The sequence below is a fragment of the Pseudomonas sp. NMI542_15 genome, from assembly GCF_021283425.1.
Lineage (GTDB): Bacteria > Pseudomonadota > Gammaproteobacteria > Pseudomonadales > Pseudomonadaceae > Aquipseudomonas > Aquipseudomonas fortuita.
On record NZ_JAJSRO010000036.1, the window covers coordinates 1 to 22,205 of the forward strand.

The window sequence follows — 22,205 nt, forward strand, 5'->3', positions numbered from 1 at the left end:
CGGATCATCTGCAACTGCTGGCAACCAATCGGCTCAACATTATCAACTGACTGTTGCACTTGGAACCTGAGGCCGCCCACCCTACTTTTCACGATACGCTGACGATTTTGCATGTGCAAACCGGTACAGAAATCACGACCGCAGAGTTTTTTCGGGGAGACGAAGGAAAATTCCCCTTTGATTGCGAAGTGCCAAAGGAATTGATTGCTAAGTGGGGGGAGGGTATAAATACCTTCACTTATGAAGTTGCGCATTACCATGGGGAGCATAGTGACTCGCTAGACCTTGAACTTATTTTCGACCGTGTGCCACCCTACAATCAGACTGCACCTACAAAAATCCCGGCTATCCCTGCAGTCACGGATGCCAACAAAGGCGGCGTCAAACTCGAACTGCCCGAATATGTTGACTACCAGCCTGGTGACCGGGTTGCCTACTGGTGGGAAGCATCGATTCCTGAAGACCCGTGGGGTGTTGACCCGGTCGGTATCGTGGAAGTTGGTGCACTACCGGCACAACTGCCTGTTTCAGCCGACGTGATCGAGAGGGTGGGGGATGGCGGTGTAATGGCTGTCTACGTCTTGCTGGACAAGGCAGGCAACAACAGCCACCTGTCAGATATCACCCACATCGGCGTCGCCCTAGGGGCGCTGCCCGCAAACCTCAAGGACCCGATCGTACCGCAGGCGGCGGATGGGGGAATCTACCAGCAGGATGCCTTTGACGGGGTTATTGTGCAGGTCCCCAAGTTTGACAACTGGAAACCCACCGACCAGGTGCGGGTTATTTGGGGCGAGCAGGCCCCTTCGGAGTGGCGGCCGGTCACTGACTCGCCGGTGTTCCCACTAGCGTTCTCCATCCATGCTGACACCTTGCTTGCGGACTACGGCGCAGACGGTACAGGGGATAAATCAACTTCCGTGGCCTATGAGGTTCGTCGCGGCACTGTGCTGCAAGGTTCGAAAAACATCGTTGTGAATGTCAACCTGGAGCAAATTGGCCCTGGTAACCCTAAGTGGCCGGATCCGTTGAATCCGGGGCTGGAGAAAGTCACGATCAACGGGGAATCGGGTGGGGAGAACCACTTGGTAGATCCTGGGGACTATGAACAGCCGGCAACGCTCACACTTCTAGTCAATGCCGCGCTCAAGCAGGGTGATGTGCTGACCTTTTATTGGGGCGATGCCTATATAGAAGGTATAGATCATGAAGTTCAGGATGGCGAACCCGGAACTGAAATAACCAAAACAGTCCCGTGGGACGTTATCAAGGCGCGAGGCGACGACACCGTGCTCGTTTATTACAGAGTGCAACGCCCAGGAAACCCGAACCCGATTCGCTCGGAAGAGACCCATGTGCTGGTAGAGGCTGTGGGTATTCATCCTGTTGCACCTGATTTCCTCGGGCTTAGCGAATTGGGTTGGTTGGACTGTAGATCGATTTACGTAGGTGAAGATGACGTGGAACCGGCAGTCCGTGTGAAAGTGCCAGACCTGGCCGAGCATGGTTTGAAGGACGAGGACCACGTATTTATGCACTGGTCCGCAGTGCATGATTATACTGGCGAAGATCCTGTGGCGGGAGCTGCGTTGGATGAAGAGTTAACTTGGGGGCAGATCAAAGCACAAGGTTATATCTGGAAAGTACCATTCGAAACATACGTGAAGCAAATTTATGACCCGGAGAATAATAGGCCCGATGGTCGTGCGCGAGCGAATTATTCGTTTGTTTTGAATGAAAAAACTTACGAGTCCCCCGTTCAGGAGACGATTGCTACCATGCATAACGGCCTAACAACCTGCGACTTGAGACCTAAACCGTAGGTGGAGTGGGGTGCGTAGAAAAGTCACGGATGAAGCCAAAATGAAAATCAGAATTATCCTACAGTTATTTCGGAACTGGACTTGTAATCTCGGGAATTCGTAGCGTCAGAACAGTTCATCTATACGAAGTATTAACGGGGTAAAATCCATGATTCCTGGACATGCAAGAATGCATCCGCTCGCCCACGCCTTACTATTGGCCTCGGCATTTTCAATGTCACAAGTCAGCCACGCGGTTACGATTGTCGATGATCAGTTGAACATTGGCCAAGATACGCCTCTTGACAGCTACCGCGTCAACCGGGGGGCGGAACTGGTTGCCGAAGGTGCCACCACCGAAAGGATCGATGTGCGTGCCGGTACGCTTCGGATGACCGACAGCACTGTCACGGGTAATGGCACTGATGCCGTTTCGGTGGTCAATGGGAATGCCATCATCTCTGGCAATTCGAAGGTTGTCAGCGACCGCGTCGGTTTGCGTTTGCAGCGTAGCGATCTCGAGGGGTCCACGGCGACAGTGGTCAACAGCCATGTGGAGGGGGGGCAAGGCGGTGCGCTGCTGTCGGCGAATTCTACCTTGAACCTGGAGGGCAGCACCTTGGTCGGAGGTGGCACATCCAGTGCCGCCACGTTGTTTGGCAACGCCGCGCTAAATGCCCAAGGCAGCACCTTGACGGGGGCAGGCAGTGGCTTGGAGATAATCAGTGACAGTGCATTCACGGAACCCGCCAAGGTCACCCTGGTGGGCAGCACAGTGGAGGGCAAGGATGGCTCGGCGATTGTCGTCGGCGACTATCCTGGCAGGCCAGCGAAGGCCGCTGTCCAGGTAGGGCCCGGTTCGAGTCTGGTGGGCAGCAATGGCATCCTGCTGGAGGTGCTGGGCAACTCGGCAGCGACGATGGCTGTCGAGGGCAGTGCGTTGGTCGGCGATGTGAAGGTGGAAGCGGGCTCCAGTGCGAGCATCAGCCTCGACAAAGACGCAAGCCTGACCGGGCGCCTGGAAAACGTCGAGGCATTGTCCGTGGCCAACCGCGCGCGCTGGAATATGGTCGAAGACAGCACCGTTGGCAGCCTGGCCCTGAATGCAGGCTCGGTACGTTTTGGCGAAGCCGATCAGTACCAGCGCCTGACGGTTGGGGAGTTGAGTGGCAATGGCACCTTCATCATGGATGCCGATTTCAGCACCGGGCAAACTGACTTTCTTGAAGTGACCGGCTCTGCCACCGGTGCTCACAGCCTGCTGGTTGGCAGCAGCGGCGCGGATCCGCTGGAGGCAAGCCAGCTTCACCTGGTTCATGCTGGCAGTGGTGATGCACAGTTTTCGCTCCTCAACGGCTCGGTCGACCTTGGCGCGTTCTCCTATGAACTGGCGCAGCGGGGTAACGACTGGTTCCTGGATGGTTCGAGGAAGATCATCAGCCCGGGCACGGCGTCGGTGCTGGCCTTGTTCAACACCGCCCCTACTGTCTGGTATGGCGAACTCACCACGCTGCGTAGCCGTATGGGTGAATTGCGCCAGGATGAAGGCAAGGCGGGTGGCTGGGTCCGGGCATACGGCAACAAATTCAATGTATCGACCACAGCCGGCAGCGGCTATCAACAGGTCCAGCAAGGGTTCTCCATCGGTGCCGATGCCCCGCTGCCGGTGGGTGATGGGCAGTGGCTGGTCGGGGTCATGGCGGGCCATAGCAGTTCGGACCTGAACCTTGATCGCGGGGCTTCGGCCGACGTGAAAAGCTATTACCTGGGGCTTTACAGCACGTGGCTGGATGCCGCGAGCGGGTATTACTTCGACGGTGTCGTCAAACTCAACCGGTTTGACAACTCCTCCGAGGTGACCCTCAGTGATGGCAAGCGTACCAAGGGTGATTACGACAACCTCGGGCTGGGCGTGTCTGCCGAGTTCGGCCGCCATGTCGAACTGGGCAATGGCTATTTCGTCGAGCCCTACACCCAATGGTCGGCCGTCAGTATCGAAGGCAAGGATTACCAGCTGGATAACGGCCTGCGGGCAAATGGCGACGATACCCGCTCGCTGCTGGGCAAAGTCGGCGCTACCGTGGGCCGTACCTACGACCTTGGCCAAGGGCGCTTCGCTCAGCCATACGTGCGCCTGGCATACGCTCATGAGTTCGTCAACAGTAACGACGTCAAAGTCAATGACAACCGTTTCGACAACGACCTGTCCGGCTCACGTGGTGAACTGGGGGCGGGGCTGGCGATATCACTTAACGAGCGGCTGCAACTGCATGCCGATTTCGACTACAGCAATGGTGAACACATTGAACAGCCCTGGGGGGCGAATGTCGGGGTGCGCTACAGCTGGTGAGGCATTAGTACAGGGTAGGCATTGGGCCTACCCTTTTTTTTTCGCCATTGAGCCAGGAGACCGCTATGGATAATGCAGACATCGTTCGAGTGAGGGTCGCCAATGCCCTGCCGGCGCCCACCGCCCCCGCTGCTCTGCCGAACATCCCGGGGGGTGTACCGAACCTGATGCCCATCAAGGCATTGGCCGACCCTGTGCGTCTCGAGTTCACGTTGTGGCAGCATTCCAGGCCGACGCCGACGGAACCCGAGTCGGTCGAAATTTTCTGTGAGGGTGTCAAGGTAGGCGACAGGAGATGGACTCAGCCATTACCAGAAAGTGAACGTTTCGTGGAAATCACGCCCGACTGCTTCAGCGAAGGCACGTTGCAGTTTCACTATGTGGGGCATGTCTATAACGCCAGCGAACTGCGTTCAGATGACCTCACACTGACAGTCGACAAGACCCCGCCGGTGCTGGGCGCCAACAATGGGCGTTTGCAGTTTCCCGAACTGGGTGACAGCGACCTGACGGAAGATTTCCTGCTCACCCACGGTAATCGTCTGCTGGCCCTGATGCCTGACTACCAGGGCGCAGCGCCGGGGGATGTCATCATCTATTACTGGGACAGCGAACCGTTTGAAAACAACGAGGTCGACCGTTGGGTGCTCACCCGCGAGGACCTTGCAAAACCTTTGGAGTTTGCCTACACAGGCGACGTGATCGTTGATCGAGGGGATGGGATGCGTTATGCGCAGTACCTCATCGAGGATCGCGCTGGTAATGCCAGCCAGGTCGCGACGCCATCGGTCCTGGAGGTCGCTGCGCAGCCGGCGCCGCGTGTACTGCCGGCTTTGGAAGTGCCGTTGTTGGGCCAGTCGGCCGAGCTGGAGCTGAGAAAGCTCAACGCCGCGCTTGATGTGAGCATTCCGCAGGCTGCGGTCATAAAACCGGGTGAGGCCTTCGAGTTGCTCTGGGGCGACGAGGAGTGCTTCGGCGCCTGGCGTGAGGAAGGCGTCTCAGGAAAGAACGATTACGCCGTTCCGTTGCGTAATGTGGTGGCCATGGCCAGCAAGCAAGCACAGTTGTACTACCGGGTGCTGGTGGGTGACGAGCCACTGCCTTCAGATACACGCAGTGTCAAAGTGACCCCTACTCCAACGGCCAATATGCCTACGCCACAGCTCGGCGGACGCTCAGGAGGCAACCTGGACGTAGGAGGGTTGACCTCGGATCCTTTGGTCACGCTGGGAACGTGGTTGCACATCAGCGTCGATCAACGGGTATCGCTCCAGGCAGAGGGATTATCCCGCAACGGCCAGGTACTCCACCCTATTCTGGTCAATTACAAGTTGTCTGAAACCGATGTGGCCGAAGGTATCGGTAGCGGCGTGCCAGTGCCTATTCCGCTGTCATACCTCCGCCAGTTGGTTCCCGGCTCACAGCTGGAGGTCACCGCCAAGCTCAGCTACGACAATGGTACAACCTGGCCACTACTGCCCAACTTTGGCAGGCTCTGGATGAACATACTATGAATGGCCGCGTTACTGGACCGCGACGGGCAGAGGCACCGTGATGGCTGGCGTGATCCCGCCGTAATCATTGTACGCATTGAGCGTCAATGAAAGGTCGTCCGACTCCGTGGTGCTGGCAAGCGTGTAGGTTTGGCGCCCGAACGGCGCTACCATTTCGCGCCCTTTGAGCGGTTCTGTCTTGCCCTTGCCCTTGACTTCGAGCATGCCGAACGTGAAGTGGAACGGCGAGGGGTTGTCGACCACCAGGCGCAGTTGGCCCTCGAGGCGCTGCACTGACCACTTCAGGTCTTTGAGGTGGGTTTGCGGGTTGCCTTTGAGCTGGCTCGGCCGGTAAAACAGCTTGATCCGGGTGCGCAAGGCGATGTTGAGGGTATTACGCTCATTGGCCTCGGCCTGGGGGATTTCTTGCAGGTTGAAGAAAAACAGCGACTCGCGATCTTGCGGCAGGTCATTGGGCAGGCGGTTGATCTGTACCGACTGCTCATCGCCCGGTTGTATGCGGAACAGGGCGGGAGAGGCGATCAACGGCACGGCCGTGGTGGTGTCGTCCGTTTCGGTGTTGACCCACGCTTGCGCCGCGTAGGTTTTCGTACTGGGATTGCCGACTGTGACGGAACTGCTGTTCTTGTCGCTTTCGTGGATGATGCGGCTGTTGCTGAGTGTTAGAGCTGCGTGAGCGCTGTTCAGGCAGCCGAGCAACGCGAACAGACAGGCGGCAGAGCGCAGCCGGGGAGAAGTGAATGACATTGTGTAAGCCTGGCGGTTGAGAGCAAGGACCGGGTGCTGGCGCACCCGGCGTGCTGCGTTATGGAAGGTTAACGACGAAATTCACGTTGGCGAGCGCAGACCCTTCCTTGACCGGTGTGCTGATGGCCTCGTAATGGGCGGAGAACAGCATGAGCGTGGGAGCAAGTTCGTCCAGCAGGTACCTCGCCGAGGTTTCTCCCGGGGCGAGGCGGGTATCGGTCTTGTCGCGGATCGAGATGGCGAGATCCGGGGTCGAGGTACCGCCAGCCACGAGCGGGAACAGGTCGTTTGCTGGGCCAACAGGGCTGCCTACGGCATTAAAAGTGACATCCACTTCCGTGCCGCTAGGGATACTGCACTCACTGTTGGGTGTGATCTTGAGGGCAAACTGACGAGGCTCGGTCTTATCGCCGACGTTTTTGAAGTGGCTTGTGTATGGATGGCCTAGTTCAACGCGGGCAGGGACGCCGGAGTCGGGGTCAACCACCTCGATGGGGCATGGGCCCCCATCGGTCACTGCGCCAAAGAAATTGATAGTGCCTGTTGCCGGTGCTGCCATGGCGGCAGTGCTGGCGAACGCCAGTGCCAGAGGGATGATGGCTATCTTCATTGATGTGCTTCCTACGCTGTTGGTTGGCGTGCGCCAAACGCACGGCACTTTCTGTATTTATCCAGTGCGCCGTACAGGGTAGGGATGGTGATTGCTTGGGGCTGTAGGTCGAGTCATGCAAACCGATGGGCATTTTCGACAGACCCCTACCACTAGCAGGGGCCCCCGGTCATTGGTTCTGGCTGTTACCTGACAGGCTAAGCAGTTGCTTGTGCTGGTGCCAGTCGAAAGGTTCGCCGCGTTCACCGGCTTCGTAGCGCAGTTCCTCAAGTTGTTGATACAGCGCGAGTTCCTCGTCGGGCATGTAGTGCAGGCAGTCGCCACCGAAGAACCACAACAGGTCGCGTGGCACCAAGTGGGCAATTTGAGGGTAGCGCTGGACTACCTGGCAGAGCAGGTCTTGGCCCAGATACTGGCTTTCCAGCGGGTCTTGCGGCAGCAGGGTGAGCATTTCGTCGAAGCGTTCGAGGAACAGGCCGTGGCTCTCCTGCGGTACCTGCTCGGCTTCACCCAGTGCCACCAGGATAGTGCGCAGGTGGTTCAGCAGTTGCAGGTGGTATTCCAGATGTGGGTTGGCCATAAGGCGGTCCTCGGGGTGTAAAAAACGAGGTTGAAGTATACGCGTGACCGACGAGCAGGGGCACGTACTGATAGTTTTGCCAGTTGTAGGGCTCAGCGAGGCGGGTCTAGTGTTCGCTTACACCTGACCTGGGAGAGCGAGCATGGCGATGGATAACGAACACAACCAATCGTCCTCTGAACTGAATGGGTGGGACGGGCTGATCATGGTCAGCGTAAACCAACTGAACACTGCGTTGGCTAAAGCACACGAGCAAACTGATTCTCAGCCCTTGATGCTTGAAACGATCATTACCCCTGGCCAGACCTGGTTCAGGTCCTACGGCGTAGTGGGGGCTCCTTTGCTTGCTGTGGGTAGCACTGCGGGTTCAGCGGCTTCTGCATCGTTGTCCCGTGTGCTCTCGGAAGCTGTCGAATTGATCATGAGCAAGAATTCGGGTGTGCCCGTCAGAAGCGTCATGCAGGTCAGTAAACCCAGCCGTGACGCGCTATTGCGGGCGGATTTCCTCCTGGCTGAACGTGAGGGCACCTATCGGCCGGACGGGCTAGTGGTGCTTAGCGACGTGCCTGCTGCTGATTACCACCTGATTCGAGATGGCCAGGACGATACGCTTATGGCTGCCAGATATGCGCAGGCGCTGCGTAGTATCAATGATTCCCTCATGAGTTTGGGTAGGCAACAGTACAACTCGCCACTGTTTGCCAATGCTTCGTTCAAACTCACCGTCGTCAAGCCAATTATTTATAGTGAAGAGCTCGTACTGTATTTTTCGTTTTCGCAAGCAATACGCGACACGTTGCGATCTGCTGTACCAACGACTCCAGTTCATCGGGTCGAACACGATAAAAACCACTCATTCATGGTCCAGGTGCGCATGGCCACGAAGCGCGTTCCCGGGGACGCAGAAAGCGAGTGGCTACTGAACCTGCCTTATATCATCTATCCCTATCAGACGCTCAGGGCAGGGCAGTGGCAGCCCATTTCAGAAGAGATCTACCAGATGATCTTCTTGCCAAGGCTGTCTTTACCGGATGCGATCACAGTACGTGCTGAACCGCTGGATGTAATAAAGGACATCAATCCGATCATCACGGTGGTTCAGCGCGGATCGGTGCGTTACCCCATGCAGGTGGCAATGACTCACCCCGCAGGCGTCTCTTTGATAGGAGACGTCCGCGGTACTTTGCAGCGCGAGGCTGGGGTATGGTTCTATAAATCGCCACCCGTCCTGCCAGCATCGAGTGTGACGCCTGACGACGACAGTAAAACCGTACCCTTGGCCGTCTTGAAGGCAGGCGATCTGGTCCCGGTAAATATTGACATCGCACAAATTGATGGCGGTGGGGCGTCAGCTTCCGCAGCTTTTCTTATCTTCAACATGACACCCACTCATTTCTTACGCCTGGGGAAGGTCCAGGGGAAGCTGCAGCTGTCACTGTGTTTCATCAACAAAAACGATGTCGAGGAGGTTGTCGACTCCGCAGATATTGAGTGGACAGTGTTGGCGGGCAACGGCTCGGTTTCTCAAGAGGGCCTGTACACCCCTGGTACGGATTTGCGTGGCTGTTCGGCTATTTTGGCCGTCGAGTCGGATAACCGTAGATGGTACTGGGCGGTCGCCGTGTTGCCGCCGCTAGCTGTCGATCAGTTGCTGGATCTGCAATGAGCCACACCAATGCGCGCCCCCGGCGTTGCCGGGAGCGCGTGAAGTGTGCAGTCAGCGCACTTGGCCTTTGGTTGGTAGCAGCGTTTGTGGGTCGAAGGCATCCACATCGATCACCAGTCTTCGCGCGGCTTCCAACGCTTGCAGCCGCTGGCACTCGCTCTGCTGAAGGATGCCCGCCTCAACTGCCGCGTCGATTGACGATTGCCCATGTCGAGGCTTCACTTTGCCGTCCTTCAGCGCCTGATGCAGTTCCTTGCGCGCGGGCGCTGTTTCATCCAGCAAATCGCTTGCCCGTTGCAGCTGCGCCACCGGGTCGCCTTTGGCCTGCGGCCTGAAGCAGCCCGCCAGCAGCTCTTCCAGCGCCGGATCGCCCTTGCTGCGCCCTATCAGGGCCGCGATCTCGGCATCCAGTTCGTCGCTTGGCCCGGTGTGGCGGCGGCCGAAGGGGAAAACCAGCAGGCGTAGTGCGCAGCCAACGAAACGGTTAGGAAAATTGTCGAGCAGCTGATCAAGAGCTTTTTCCGCCTGGCCCAGGCTTTCTTCCATGGCCCAGCGCAGCAAGGGCTGCATATGCTCGGGTGAGCCCAGGTCGTGATAGCGCTTGAGCGCGGCGCTGGACAGGTACAGGTAGCTGAGCACATCGCCCAGGCGCGCGCTAAGGCGTTCGCGGCGCTTGAGCGCACCGCCCAGCAGCATCATCGACAGGTCAGCCAGCAGGGCGAAGGCGGCGGCCTGACGGTTGAGGGCACGGAAGTAACCTTGGCTCAAGGCATCCCCAGGTACTGGCTCGAGGTGCCCAAGGCCCAGGTTGAACACCAGCGTGCTGGCGGCATTGCCGGCTGCGAACATGATGTGTTTCATCAGCAGGTCGTCGAACTCTATCAGTGCCTGCTCCCGGTCTTCGCGCCCGGCCAAGGCCATTTCCTTCAGCACGAATGGATGGCAGCGGATGGCACCCTGGCCGAAGATCATCAGGTTGCGCGAGAGAATGTTCGCGCCCTCGACCGTGATGAAGATCGGCGCCCCTTGCCAGTTGCGACCCAGGTAATTGTTGGGGCCCATGATGATGCCTTTGCCGCCGTGCACGTCCATGGCGTGCTGAATGCATTCGCGCCCACGTTCGGTAAGGTGGTACTTGAGGATTGCCGACAGCACCGAAGGCTTCTCGCCCAGGTCCACGGCCTTGGCGGTCAGCAGGCGAGCGCTGTCCATCAACCAGGCGTTGCCGCCAATGCGTGCCAGCGATTCCTGGATGCCCTCGAAGGCCGCCAGCGGCACGTTGAACTGCTCGCGTATGTTCGCGTACTGGCCAGTGACCAGGCTGGTGTACTTGGCCGCACCAGTGCCGACCGCTGGCAGGGAAATGGAGCGCCCTACCGACAGGCAGTTCATCAGCATCATCCAGCCCTTGCCGAGCATGGCTTGGCCGCCTATCAGCATGTCCAGCGGCACGAACACGTCCTTGCCGCTGTTGGGGCCGTTCATGAAGGCCGCGCCCAGCGGCAGGTGGCGTTTGCCGATCTCGACACCGGGGGTGTCGGTGGGGATCAGGGCCAGGCTGATACCCAGTTCCTCCTGCTCGCCCAGCAAGTGGTCCGGGTCGTAGGCCTTGAATGCCAGGCCCAGCAAGGTCGCGACCGGGCCCAGGGTGATGTAGCGCTTTTCCCAGTTCAGGCGCAGGCCCAGCACTTCTTCGCCGCGCCACTGGCCCTTGCAGATGATGCCGGTGTCGGGCATGGCGCCCGCGTCGGACCCGGCCAGGGGGCCGGTGAGTGCGAAGCAGGGGATCTCATCGCCGCGCGCCAGGCGTGGCAGGTAGTGGTTGCGTTGTTCATCGGTGCCGTAATGCAGCAGCAGTTCGGCCGGGCCGAGGGAGTTGGGCACCATGACCGTGGACGCCAGGTCGCCACTGCGTGTGGCCAGTTTCATCGCAACCTGCGAGTGCGCGTAGGCAGAGAAGCCCTTGCCACCGTATTCCTTGGGAATGATCAGGGCGAAGAAGCCGTTCTCCTTGATGTGCTGCCAGGCTTCGGGCGGCAGGTCCAGGTCCTGGCCGATCTGCCAGTCGCTGACCATGGCGCACAGTGCTTCCGTAGGCCCATCGATGAACGCCTGCTCTTCTTCGGTCAGCTTTGGTGCCGGGTAGGCCAGCAGGGTGCGCCAGTCTGGGCGGCCGCTGAACAGTTCACCGTCCCACCAGACCGTGCCAGCATCGATGGCTTCGCGCTCGGTTTGCGACATGGGTGGCAGGGTGCGCTGGAACCAGCGGAACACCGGAGCGGTAAACACTTTGCGCCGCCACTCCGGCAGTGCCACCAAAGCGATCTTCAGGGCCAGCACCACCCAGATCAGGGCCAGTAGCCAGCCAGGGGCACTGCTGAAAATGCCCATCAGCAGCACATAGGCCGCCATGATGCCGAGAATCTGCAAGGGCGCCAGGCGCCGGTGCGTGAGGTACGCCGCGCCGATCACCAGCACTACCAACCACAACAGCAACATAATCGGTCCTCCTTGGAACCAAGGGCTTGAGCCGTCCCAGACAGCTTAGACGCAATGCTGTGAACGGCAGCTTCAGAACAGTGACAGGGTGTGGCGGTGGGAGTTTCAGTTCATTTGTTCGTGAGTGCCGGCCTCTTTGCAGGCATACCCGCTCTCATTGAACAACGTATTGATTGTGGGAGCGGGCTTGCCCCGCGAAGAGGCCGGTACAGGCGGCGAAGGTCTGGAGTAGACTGCACGATCTCCGCATTCATAAGGACGTTGCCATGCTGAAGATCTGGGGCCGCAAGAATTCGAGCAATGTGCGCAAGGCGCTGTGGATCGCCCACGAGTTGGGCCTGGATTTCGAGTCCATCGACGCCGGCGGCGCTTTCGGTGTGGTCAACGAACCGCATTACCGCGCCCTCAACCCCAACGGCCTGGTGCCCATGCTCGAAGATGGCGACCTGGTGCTGTGGGAATCCAATACCATCGTCCGCTACTTGTGCGCCGAATACGGCGCGGAGCAGGGCTGGTACCTGGACGACCCGCGCCAGCGCGCCCTGGCCGACAAGTGGATGGACTGGACAACCTCGTCACTCGCCACCCCGTTCCGCCCGCTGTTCTGGGGCCTGCTGCGCACGCCTGAAGACCAGCGCGACTGGGTGGCGATCAACGCCGCGCACAAGCAATGTGCCCAGTTGCTGGCCATTGCTGACGAAACCCTGGCCAAACAACCTTACCTGTCCGGTGACCAGATCGGCATGGGCGACATCCCACTGGGTAGCTTTGTCTATGCCTGGTTTGAAATGCCCATCGAGCGCCCGGCCATGCGCCACCTCGAAGCCTGGTATCAACGTCTGAAACAGCGCCCGGCCTACCAGGCGGCAGTGATGACTGCACTGACCTGAACCTGCTTCGATAGTCATTATCAATAGATGTGACTGTACTTGTGCGGCATGGCCTTGCACCATGGCCGCACTCACTGCGCCAGTGACTTCGCCTGGCGTGTCCTGAACCATTCTTTATTCGGTACGTGACCCGCTATGAGTTCTGCCCTGTCCATCCGACAGCTGACCAAGACCTACGGTAATGGCTTCCAGGCCCTCAAGGGCATCGACCTGGATGTTGCCGAAGGTGACTTCTTCGCCTTGCTTGGCCCCAACGGCGCCGGCAAATCCACCACCATCGGCATCCTCTCGACCTTGGTCAACAAGACCAGCGGTACGGTCAACGTGTTCGGCCATGACCTGGACCGTGAGCCGGCGGCGCTCAAGCGCTGCCTGGGTGTGGTGCCGCAGGAATTCAACTTCAACCAGTTCGAGAAAACCTTCGACATCGTCGTGACCCAGGCCGGCTACTACGGCATCCCGCCGAAGCTGGCCAAGGAACGCGCCGAGCAGTACCTGACCCAGCTCGGCCTGTGGGACAAACGCGATGTGCAGTCGCGCTCGTTGTCGGGCGGGATGAAGCGCCGGTTGATGATTGCCCGTGCACTGATCCACGAGCCGCGCCTGCTGATCCTCGACGAGCCGACCGCCGGGGTAGACATCGAGTTGCGCCGCTCGATGTGGAGCTTTCTCACCGAGCTCAACCAGAAGGGCATCACCATCATCCTGACTACCCACTACCTGGAAGAAGCCGAGCAGCTGTGCCGTAACATCGGCATCATCGACCACGGCACCATCGTCGAGAACACCAGCATGCGCAAGCTGCTGGGCAAGCTGCATGTCGAGACCTTCGTCCTCGACCTCAGGCAGGACCTGGCCCAGGCGCCGGCCCTGCAGGGCTACCCATGCCGCCTGCTGACGCCGCACACCCTTGAAGTGCAGGTGGACAAGGACATTGGCATTACCGCGCTGTTCGGCCAGCTGGCGCTGCAGAACATCGAGGTGCAGAGCCTGCGCAACAAGACCAACCGACTTGAGGAGCTGTTTGTGTCCCTGGTGGAAAAAAACCTGTCGAAGGTGGCCGTATGAGTGTGGAACTGCGCACCAACTGGGTCGCCCTGAACACCATCGTCTACCGCGAGGTGCGGCGCTTCTTGCGCATCTGGCCGCAAACCTTGCTGCCGCCTGCCATCACCATGGTCCTGTACTTCGTCATCTTCGGTAACCTGATCGGCCGGCAGATCGGCGATATGGGTGGCTTCACCTACATGCAGTACATCGTGCCGGGGCTGATCATGATGTCGGTGATTACCAACTCTTACGGCAACGTGGTGTCGAGCTTCTTCGGCAGCAAGTTCCAGCGCTCGATCGAAGAGCTGATGGTGTCGCCGGTGTCGCCGCACACCATTCTCGTCGGCTATGTGCTGGGGGGCGTGCTGCGCGGCCTGGCCGTCGGTGTGATCGTGACCATCCTGTCGATGTTCTTTACCGACCTGCAGGTGCACCACCTGGGCGTGACCGTGGTCGTGGTGCTGCTGACGGCCACCATCTTCTCGCTGCTGGGGTTCGTCAACGCCGTGTTTGCACGCAACTTCGACGATATCTCGATCATTCCGACCTTTGTGCTGACGCCGCTGACCTACCTGGGCGGGGTGTTCTACTCGATCAACCTGTTACCGCCATTCTGGCAGACCGTGTCGCTGGCCAACCCGGTGCTGCACATGGTCAACTCGTTCCGCTACGGCATCCTAGGGGTGTCGGATATCAGCATTGGCACGGCGATCACCTTCATGCTGGTCGCCACCGCTGTGCTCTACGCGTTGTGCATCCGGCTGCTGGTCAGCGGCCGCGGCATGCGTGCATGAGCAACGGAGCTTGCGCCGGCGCCACTGCCGGCCAATCCACCAGCGCCAGTACAGCAGGGTGGTGAAGTAGGCGACGATGCCCAGCACCACCCCGCACACCACCGAACCCAGCAGGAACGGCTGCCACACGGTGGCAAGCTGGTCGGTGATCCACTCGAAGGTCAATTCGTCGGGCAAGGTGCGCGGCGGCACCTGCATCAGCCAGGCGCCGGTCATGTAGGTGACGAAGAACACCGGCGGCATGGTCAGCGGGTTGGTCAGCCACACCAGGCTGACGGCGATCGGCAGGTTGCCGCGTACCGGGATTGCCAGCGCCGCCGCCAGCAGCATCTGCATGGGGATGGGAATCAGCGCCGCGAACAGGCCCACCCCCATGGCCCGCGCCACCGAGTGGCGGTTCAGGTGCCAGAGGTTGGGGTCGTGCAGCAGCTTGCCGAAAAAGCGTAAGGACTTGTGTTCCCGAATGCTGGTCGGGTCCGGCATGTAGCGTTTGAAAAGTCGGCGCGGCATGTAGGCTCCCGGAGCGTTGACCCGGGCAGTATGCCTTTAATCCTGCTCGGCCTCGTTTAGAGTTTGTGACAATTGTTGAGCAAGCGTTGCCGGCAATTGAGCTATGCCTCAGGGGGTGATTTACCTTCTGGAGCTCTACCTCATGCGCACAGGGATGTTTGCGCTCGCGCTCGGGCTGTTGTGCCCGGGCCTTTTCCCCGCATTGCCATCGGTCGGATGGTTGATAACGCTGGCTGCCTGCGCGGCCGTCAGCGTGTTTACCCGCGTTTGGCCATTGGGCTGTTTTGTGCTGGGGCTGTGTTGGGCGTGCTGGTCTGCCCAGCAGGCCCTTGACGATCGCCTGGCTGCCGGCCTGGACGGCCGCACCTTGTGGCTGGAGGGGCGGGTGGTCGGCCTGCCAGCGCGAACTGCGCAGGGGGTGCGCTTCGAGCTGGAGGCGGCACGCTCGCGGCGGGCCGAACTGCCGCAACGGCTGCAACTGAGCTGGTTCGATGGGCCGCCGCTGCGGGCGGGCGAGCAGTGGCGGCTGGCGGTGACCTTGCAGCGCCCGGCCGGGCTGCTCAACCCACATGGGCCCGACCGGGAGGCGCAACTGCTGGCGCGGCGGGTGGGCGCCACCGGTACGGTAAAAGCCGGGCAGCTGCTGGCGCCGGTGAGCGGTGGTTGGCGCGATGCGCTGCGTCAGCGCTTGCTGGTGGTCCAAGCCAATGGCCGGCAGGCCGCATTGGTGGCACTGGTGCTGGGTGACGGCGCTGGCCTGGCCCGGGAGGACTGGCAGACGTTGCAGGCCACCGGTACGGTGCACTTGCTGGTTATTTCTGGCCAGCACATCGGCCTCGTGGCCGGTCTGCTGTACGGCCTGGTGGCCGGGCTGGCGCGTTGGGGGCTGTGGCCCGCCCGGTTGCCGTGGCTGCCCTGTGCCTGTGCCCTGGCCATGGCGGCGGCGTTGGCCTACGGCTGGCTGGCCGGTGCGGGTGTACCGGTGCAGCGTGCCTGCCTGATGCTGGCGGTAGTGCTGTTGTGGCGCCTGCGTTTTCGCCACCTCGGCGCAATGCTGCCGCTATTGCTGGCGCTGGTCGCGGTGCTGCTGGTCGAACCCTTGGCGGCGCTGCTGCCTGGGTTCTGGCTGTCGTTTGCCGCAGTGGCCACGCTCATCTACTGCTTCAGCGGCCGTTTGGGCGGTTGGCGGCCCTGGCAGGCCTGGACGCGCGCGCAATGGGTGATCGCCATCGGCTTGCTGCCGGTGTTGCTGGCCACAGGTTTACCGGTGAGTCTGAGTGCGCCGCTGGCCAATCTTGTCGCGGTGCCATGGGTTAGCCTGGCGGTGTTGCCGTTGGCGTTGCTGGGGGCGTTGCTGCTGCCGCTGGGTGGGGTAGGGGAAGCGTTGCTGTGGCTGGCGGGTGGCCTGCTGGATGGGCTGTTCCGGCTGTTGGCGTTGGTGGCGCATCAGCGCCCGGCGTGGCTGGCCCCGGCCTTGCCGTTGTGGGCCTGGCTGCTGGTCTTGCTGGGTGCGCTGCTGGTGCTGCTGCCTCGTGGCGTGCCTTTGCGCGGGTTGGGTGGGGTCATGTTGTTGGCGCTGTGGGTGCCCAGGGAGCCGGTGCCGCTCGGCCAGGTCGAGGTCTGGCAGCTAGACGTTGGCCAAGGGCTGGCGGTGCTGTTGCGTACCCGGCATTACAACCTGCTGTACGACGCCGGGCCGGCCAGAGGGGAGACCGACCTGGGCGAGCGGGTGGTGCTCCCGACCTTGAGCAAGCTGGGGGTGGGCAGCCTGGACTTGATGGTCATCAGCCATGCGCATGCCGACCATGCGGGCGGTGCTGCGGCCATACAGCGTGGGCTGCCGGTCAGGCGGCTGATCGGTGGGGAAGCGCTGGATGATGTGCCGTTGCAGCCTTGCGCCAGTGGCGAACAATGGAACTGGGATGGCGTGCGCTTTTCGCTGTGGCGCTGGGCGGACGGGCAGAGTAGCAATGACCGTTCCTGTGTCTTGCTGGTAGAGGCGCAGGGTGAGCGCTTGCTGCTGGCGGGGGATATGGAGGCTGCGGCCGAACGGGCCTGGCTGGCGGACACAGAAATGCCGCGTATCGACTGGTTGCAGGCACCGCATCATGGCAGCCGCAGTTCGTCCACCGAGGCCTTCATCCGGGCTAGTGCGCCGCGCGGGGTATTGATTTCGCGAGGGCGTAACAACAGCTTCGGGCACCCGCATGTGCAGGTAATGGAGCGTTATCAGCGGCATGGTCTGGCGGTGCATGACACGGCGGTGGAGGGGGCGTTGCGGTTGGTGTTGGGGCGGCATGGGGAGGTTGAGGGTATCAGGGGGCAGCGGCGGTTTTGGCGGGTTCGAGCTGAGTGAGGGGGAGGCAGGCAGGTGCATGCCATGGTATTTTCAGCGCCTGTGAGATCGAGCGCCGCGCGGGCCGCGCTCGATCGTCCAGGCACCACACTTGTAACGGAGTACGCTTCCCAGCCCGGCACGCCAATTCCCTGACCTTCGGCAGATGAGCCCTCGGGCGGTCCTATGGTAGAGTGGCGGCCTTTTTGCGAAGGGGCGTTTACTGTGTGGGAATTGGTCAAGTCCGGTGGTTGGATGATGCTGCCGATCATTCTGAGTTCCATCGCTGCCATGGCTATCGTCGTCGAGCGCCTGTGGACCCTGCGCGCCAGTCGCGTCACCCCGCCGCACCTGCTCGGTCAGGTATGGATGTGGATCAAGGACAAGCAACTGACCAGTGACAAGCTCAAGGCCTTGCGCGCCGATTCGCCATTGGGCGAAATCCTTGCTGCTGGCCTGGCCAACTCGCGTCATGGCCGCGAAATCATGAAAGAGTGCATCGAGGAAGCCGCCTCGCGCGTCATTCACGAACTGGAGCGCTACATCAGCACGCTCGGCACCATCGCCGCCATGGCGCCGCTGCTGGGCCTGCTGGGCACCGTGCTGGGCATGATCGACATCTTCAGCGCCTTCATGGGCTCGCAAATGACCGCCAATGCGGCCGTGCTGGCCGGTGGTATCTCCAAGGCCCTGGTCACCACTGCGGCCGGCCTCATGGTCGGCATCCCGGCAGTGTTCTTCCACCGCTTCCTGCTGCGCCGCATCGATGAGCTGGTGGTGGGCATGGAACAGGAGGCGATCAAGCTGGTGGAAGTGATCCAGGGCGACCGTGAAGTGGAAGTGGCCGGAGGCAAGGCGTGAAGTTCCGGCGCAATCGTCAGCGGGAGAACGTCGACATCAACCTGGCGTCGTTGATCGATGTAGTGTTCGTCCTGCTGCTGTTCTTCGTGGTCACCACTACCTTTACCCGCGAGACACAACTGCGTGTCGAGCTGCCCGAAGCTGCCAGCGCCGAGAAGGCGCCAGCCGACCAGGACAAGCTGGTGGAAATCACCATCAGCGCCGAAGGCGTGTATTCGGTGAACAACCACCTGCTGCCCAAGAGCGACCTGGCCACCTTGAGCGAGGCCATCGAGCGTGAGTCGGGCGGTGACAACACGCTCCCGCTGGCCATCAGCGCCGACGGCAAGACCCCGCACCAGGCTGTGGTCACCGCAATGGATGCCGCCGGCAAGCTCGGTTTCAGCCAGTTGCGCATGACCACCGTCGAGGCGGCACAGGGCACGCCTTGATGCCTTTCGCCGACGGTTTGCTCGCCGCCTGGTACGCCGGGCACCCCGCCCTGGCGCTATTACGCCCGCTGGAGGCGTTGTACCGCCGCGTGGTCACCCGCAAGCGGGCACGTTTTCTCAGTGGCGAAAGTGCCAGTTACCGGGCGCCAGTGCCGGTCATCGTGGTGGGCAACATCACCGTGGGCGGCACCGGCAAGACGCCGATGATCCTCTGGCTGATCGAACACTGCCGCCAACAGGGGCTGAAGGTGGGTGTGGTCAGCCGTGGGTATGGTGCCAAGCCACCACAGCTGCCTTGGCGGGTGCAGGCCGACCAGCCGGCCGAACAGGCGGGCGACGAACCGCTGCTGATCGTGCAGCGCACCGGCGTGCCGCTGATGATCGACCCTGACCGTTCCCGCGCCGTGCAGGCGTTGCTGGCCAGCGAACCGCTCGACCTGATCCTGTGCGACGACGGCATGCAGCACTATCGCCTGGCTCGCGACCTGGAGCTGGTGCTGATCGATGCCGCCCGCGGCCTGGGCAATGGCCGCTGCCTGCCTGCCGGCCCGTTGCGCGAGCCCGTCGAGCGCCTGCAAGGCGCCGACGCGGTGCTGTTCAATGGTGCCAGTGCCGACCGCGCCGATGGTTTTGGCTTCTGCCTGCAACCGTCCGCACTGGTCAACGTGCGCAGCGGCGAACGTCGTACCCTCGACCATTTCCCACCAGGCCAGCGCCTGCACGCGGTGGCCGGTATTGGCAACCCGCAACGTTTCTACAATACCCTGCTGGGGCTAAACTGGCAGCCGGTGCCGCATCCCTTCGCCGACCATGCGCAGTTCAGCGCCCGGAGCCTGGCTTTCAGCCCGCCGCTGCCGCTGGTGATGACCGAGAAGGATGCGGTGAAATGCCGAGCCTTCGCCGCTGACGACTGGTGGTACCTGGCCGTCGAGGCCCAGCCCACGCCAGCGTTCAGCACCTGGTTCGACAACCAGCTGCAGCGGCTGCTGCGCAAGCCCTGAGCCCGTTTTCAATTTCCGGCCACCTGGCCTAAAGGAAGCCTCCAATGGACACTAAACTGCTCGACATCCTGGCCTGCCCGATCACCAAGGGCCCGCTCAAGCTCAGTGCCGACAAGACCGAGCTGATCAGCAAGGGCGCCGGCCTGGCCTACCCGATCCGCGACGGCATTCCGGTCATGCTGGAAAGCGAGGCGCGCACCCTGACCGACGACGAGCGTCTGGACAAATGAGCCTGGACTTCACCGTGGTGATTCCCGCCCGGTTGCGTTCCACACGGCTCCCAGGCAAGCCGCTGCTGCCGATTGCCGGCAAGCCGATGGTGCAACACGTGTGGGAGCAGGCACGCAAAAGTGCCGCGAGCCGTGTGGTTATCGCCACCGATGACGCCAGTATCTTCGAGGCCTGCCAGGCGTTCGGCGCCGAAGTGCTGATGACCCGCGCAGACCACGAATCGGGCACCGACCGCCTGGCCGAAGTGGCTGTGCACCTGGGCTTGCCGGCTGATGCCATCGTGGTCAACGTGCAGGGCGACGAGCCGCTGATCCCGCCGGTGATCATCGACCAGGTGGCGGCCAATCTGGCTGCGCATCCAGAGGCCGGCATCGCTACTCTGGCCGAGCCGATCCATGAGCCGGAAACCGTGTTCAACCCCAATGCAGTCAAGGTGGCGAGCGACAAGAACGGACTGGCCCTGACTTTCAGCCGTGCGCCGCTGCCGTGGGCCCGCGATGGCTTTGCCAGCGACCGCAATGTGCTGCCCGAAGGCGTGCCGTATCGCCGCCACATCGGCATGTACGCCTACCGCGTCGGCTTTCTGCAGGACTTTGTCGGTTGGGGCCCATGCTGGCTTGAACAGACCGAAGCGCTGGAGCAACTGCGTGCCTTGTGGCACGGCGTGCGCATTCACGTCGAGGACGCCATCGAGGCGCCAGCCGTAGGCGTTGATACCCCTGAAGACCTGGAGCGCGTACGGCGCTTGCTGGAGGCTTGATGCGCGTTTTGTTCGTGTGCCTTGGCAACATCTGCCGCTCGCCCACCGCCGAAGGCGTGCTGCGCCATCAATTGCAGGCCGCCGGGCTTGCCGACCGGGTGCACGTGGCCTCTGCCGGCACCGGCGACTGGCATGTTGGCAAGGCGCCAGACAGCCGCACCTGCAAGGCAGCGCTGGCACGTGGTTACGACCTCTCAGCGCAGCGTGCCCAGCAGGTCAAGGCAGCGCATTTTGCCGAGTACGACCTGGTGCTGGCCATGGACGAGAGCAACCTGCGCGACCTGCGCGCCTTGCGCCCGCCCACTGCAGCGGGCGAACTCGACCTGTTCCTGCGCCGCTATGGCTCAGTGCTGGATGAAGTACCTGACCCTTACTACGGTGGCGCCGATGGCTTCGAACAGGTGCTCGACCTGGTCGAGGCGGCGTGCCAGGCACTGGTGCTGGAAATCAAGGGCCGCCTATGACAGTGCAGTGGCAGGAGCAGGTTTCGCTCAAACCCTTTAACACCTTCGGCATCGACGTGAAGGCGCGTTTTTTCAGCCAGGCCCAGGATGATCAGCAGGTGCGACAGGCGCTGTGCCAGGCGCAGCAGCGAGGTCTGCCGGTGCTGGTGATCGGCGGCGGCAGCAACCTGCTGCTGACCCGCGATGTCGATGCACTGGTGCTGCACATGGCCAGCCGTGGCTGCCGCGTGCTCAGTGACGATGGCGAACACATCGTGGTCGAGGCCGAGGCCGGTGAGCCGTGGCACCCGTTCGTGCAGTGGACACTGGCGCAGGGCTATTGCGGGCTGGAAAACCTCAGCCTGATCCCCGGTACGGTGGGCGCCGCGCCGATGCAGAACGTGGGCGCCTACGGGGTGGAGATCAAGGACGTGTTTGCCGGCCTGACGGCCCTGGACCGTGAGACTGGCGAACTGCATGACTTTGGTTTGGCAGAATGTGCCTTCGGTTATCGCGACAGCCTGTTCAAGCGCAACCCCGGGCGCTGGTTGATCCTGCGCGTGCGTTTTGCCTTGAGCCGCACCCTGCAGGCCCACCTGGACTATGGTCCGGTGCGTCAGCGCCTTGCGGAGCAGGGTGTAGCCGAACCGACCGCGCAGGCGATCAGTAATGCCATTTGCAGCATTCGCCGCGAAAAGCTGCCAGACCCGGTGGAGCTCGGCAATGCCGGGAGTTTTTTCAAGAACCCGGTGGTGTCTGCGGAGCAAGTCGAGCGTATTCGTGCGAAACACCCGGCAGTGGTGGCTTATCCCCAGGCCGATGGTCAGGCGAAGCTGGCGGCGGGCTGGCTGATCGAGCAGGCGGGGTGGAAGGGCCATCGTGATGGCGATGCGGGCGTGCATCGCTTGCAGTCGCTGGTGCTGGTGAACTACGGCCAGGCGAGCGGGGCGCAGATGCATGCGCTGGCGCGGCAGATCCAGGCGGATATCCTGGAGCGGTTCGGGGTGGAGCTGGAGATGGAGCCTAACCTTTACTGAGGCGGTGCAGATGCCGCTCCTACAAATGCGGCAGCCAGCATTGACATTAAGCGTCAAGCCAAGAAAAAGCCCCGCCAGTTCGCACTGGCGGGGC

Annotated in this window: 20 protein-coding genes; 15 read left to right on the forward strand and 5 right to left on the reverse strand. The window is 61.4% G+C overall.

The annotated features are described in order from the left end of the window. Positions 1–113: 113 nt before the first annotated feature. The 3 genes from LU684_RS28960 to LU684_RS28970 all read left to right on the forward strand — a co-directional run bounded on the left by LU684_RS28960 (position 114) and on the right by LU684_RS28970 (position 5,666). On the forward strand, positions 114–1,823 hold the full coding sequence (locus LU684_RS28960; protein WP_232895306.1) for a hypothetical protein: 1,710 nt from the start codon (positions 114–116) through the stop codon (positions 1,821–1,823). 214 nt (positions 1,824–2,037) lie between these two features. Then, a complete protein-coding gene (locus LU684_RS28965) occupies positions 2,038–4,152 on the forward strand; it encodes an autotransporter outer membrane beta-barrel domain-containing protein (protein WP_177336043.1) in 2,115 nt (704 codons plus the stop codon). A gap of 65 nt (positions 4,153–4,217) precedes the next feature. Then, the gene (locus tag LU684_RS28970) at positions 4,218–5,666 is read left to right on the forward strand and encodes a hypothetical protein (RefSeq protein ID WP_232895307.1); all 1,449 of its coding nucleotides are present in this window, start codon (positions 4,218–4,220) and stop codon (positions 5,664–5,666) included. 9 nt (positions 5,667–5,675) lie between these two features. Here LU684_RS28970 and LU684_RS28975 read toward each other — a convergent pair whose 3' ends face one another. The 3 genes from LU684_RS28975 to LU684_RS28985 all read right to left on the reverse strand — a co-directional run bounded on the left by LU684_RS28975 (position 5,676) and on the right by LU684_RS28985 (position 7,603). Beyond that, a complete protein-coding gene (locus LU684_RS28975; protein WP_016485466.1) occupies positions 5,676–6,413 on the reverse strand; it encodes a fimbrial biogenesis chaperone in 738 nt (245 codons plus the stop codon). A gap of 58 nt (positions 6,414–6,471) precedes the next feature. After that, entirely contained in the window at positions 6,472–7,023 is a 552-nt protein-coding gene (locus LU684_RS28980; protein WP_232895309.1) for a fimbrial protein, read from the reverse strand. Between the two features lie 169 nt (positions 7,024–7,192). Then, a complete protein-coding gene (locus LU684_RS28985; RefSeq protein WP_016485468.1) occupies positions 7,193–7,603 on the reverse strand; it encodes a PA2817 family protein in 411 nt (136 codons plus the stop codon). Positions 7,604–7,745: 142 nt separating this feature from the next. Between LU684_RS28985 and LU684_RS28990 the strand changes: the two genes are divergently transcribed. Next, positions 7,746–9,269, forward strand: a complete 1,524-nt coding sequence (locus tag LU684_RS28990; RefSeq protein ID WP_232895310.1) for a hypothetical protein — start codon at positions 7,746–7,748, stop codon at positions 9,267–9,269. Between the two features lie 51 nt (positions 9,270–9,320). Here LU684_RS28990 and LU684_RS28995 read toward each other — a convergent pair whose 3' ends face one another. Beyond that, positions 9,321–11,768 carry an acyl-CoA dehydrogenase gene (locus tag LU684_RS28995; protein WP_070086757.1) on the reverse strand — a complete coding sequence of 816 codons (2,448 nt, stop codon included), beginning with the start codon at positions 11,766–11,768 and terminating at the stop codon, positions 9,321–9,323. Between the two features lie 266 nt (positions 11,769–12,034). On the opposite strand from LU684_RS28995, the gene LU684_RS29000 reads away from it, so the two are divergent. The 3 genes from LU684_RS29000 (at position 12,035) to LU684_RS29010 (ending at position 14,502) form a co-directional block, all read left to right on the forward strand. After that, on the forward strand, positions 12,035–12,658 hold the full coding sequence (locus tag LU684_RS29000) for a glutathione S-transferase (RefSeq protein ID WP_023049045.1): 624 nt from the start codon (positions 12,035–12,037) through the stop codon (positions 12,656–12,658). Positions 12,659–12,793: 135 nt separating this feature from the next. Continuing rightward, complete coding sequence (locus LU684_RS29005; RefSeq protein WP_016485471.1) at positions 12,794–13,726, forward strand: ABC transporter ATP-binding protein; 933 nt, start codon at positions 12,794–12,796, stop codon at positions 13,724–13,726. Then, positions 13,723–14,502 carry an ABC transporter permease gene (locus tag LU684_RS29010; protein ID WP_016485472.1) on the forward strand — a complete coding sequence of 260 codons (780 nt, stop codon included), beginning with the start codon at positions 13,723–13,725 and terminating at the stop codon, positions 14,500–14,502. The genes LU684_RS29005 and LU684_RS29010 overlap by 4 nt, the downstream gene beginning before the upstream one ends. Here LU684_RS29010 and LU684_RS29015 read toward each other — a convergent pair. After that, entirely contained in the window at positions 14,386–15,012 is a 627-nt protein-coding gene (locus LU684_RS29015) for a DUF2062 domain-containing protein (RefSeq protein ID WP_156343168.1), read from the reverse strand. The two genes, LU684_RS29010 and LU684_RS29015, sit on opposite strands and share 117 nt — an antisense overlap. 142 nt (positions 15,013–15,154) lie before the next feature. Here LU684_RS29015 and LU684_RS29020 point away from each other — a divergent pair, with 142 nt between their 5' ends. The 8 genes from LU684_RS29020 (at position 15,155) to murB (ending at position 22,111) form a co-directional block, all read left to right on the forward strand. Then, complete coding sequence (locus LU684_RS29020) at positions 15,155–17,368, forward strand: DNA internalization-related competence protein ComEC/Rec2 (RefSeq protein ID WP_232895311.1); 2,214 nt, start codon at positions 15,155–15,157, stop codon at positions 17,366–17,368. Positions 17,369–17,572: 204 nt separating this feature from the next. Continuing rightward, complete coding sequence (locus LU684_RS29025; protein ID WP_016391244.1) at positions 17,573–18,208, forward strand: MotA/TolQ/ExbB proton channel family protein; 636 nt, start codon at positions 17,573–17,575, stop codon at positions 18,206–18,208. Next, a complete protein-coding gene (locus LU684_RS29030) occupies positions 18,205–18,639 on the forward strand; it encodes an ExbD/TolR family protein (RefSeq protein ID WP_016485476.1) in 435 nt (144 codons plus the stop codon). Before LU684_RS29025 ends, LU684_RS29030 begins: the two co-directional genes overlap by 4 nt. Then, positions 18,639–19,640: a tetraacyldisaccharide 4'-kinase gene (lpxK, locus tag LU684_RS29035; RefSeq protein ID WP_232895312.1), complete on the forward strand. Its 1,002-nt coding sequence runs from the start codon at positions 18,639–18,641 to the stop codon at positions 19,638–19,640. The genes LU684_RS29030 and lpxK overlap by 1 nt, the downstream gene beginning before the upstream one ends. Positions 19,641–19,684: 44 nt before the next feature. After that, entirely contained in the window at positions 19,685–19,870 is a 186-nt protein-coding gene (locus tag LU684_RS29040) for a Trm112 family protein (protein WP_003247142.1), read from the forward strand. After that, on the forward strand, positions 19,867–20,631 hold the full coding sequence (gene kdsB / locus LU684_RS29045) for a 3-deoxy-manno-octulosonate cytidylyltransferase (RefSeq protein ID WP_023048425.1): 765 nt from the start codon (positions 19,867–19,869) through the stop codon (positions 20,629–20,631). Before LU684_RS29040 ends, kdsB begins: the two co-directional genes overlap by 4 nt. Beyond that, positions 20,631–21,095, forward strand: coding sequence for a low molecular weight protein-tyrosine-phosphatase (locus LU684_RS29050; RefSeq protein ID WP_023048424.1), 465 nt, complete (start codon positions 20,631–20,633; stop codon positions 21,093–21,095). The genes kdsB and LU684_RS29050 overlap by 1 nt, the downstream gene beginning before the upstream one ends. Continuing rightward, entirely contained in the window at positions 21,092–22,111 is a 1,020-nt protein-coding gene (gene murB / locus LU684_RS29055; RefSeq protein WP_016485479.1) for a UDP-N-acetylmuramate dehydrogenase, read from the forward strand. Before LU684_RS29050 ends, murB begins: the two co-directional genes overlap by 4 nt. Positions 22,112–22,205: the final 94 nt, after the last annotated feature.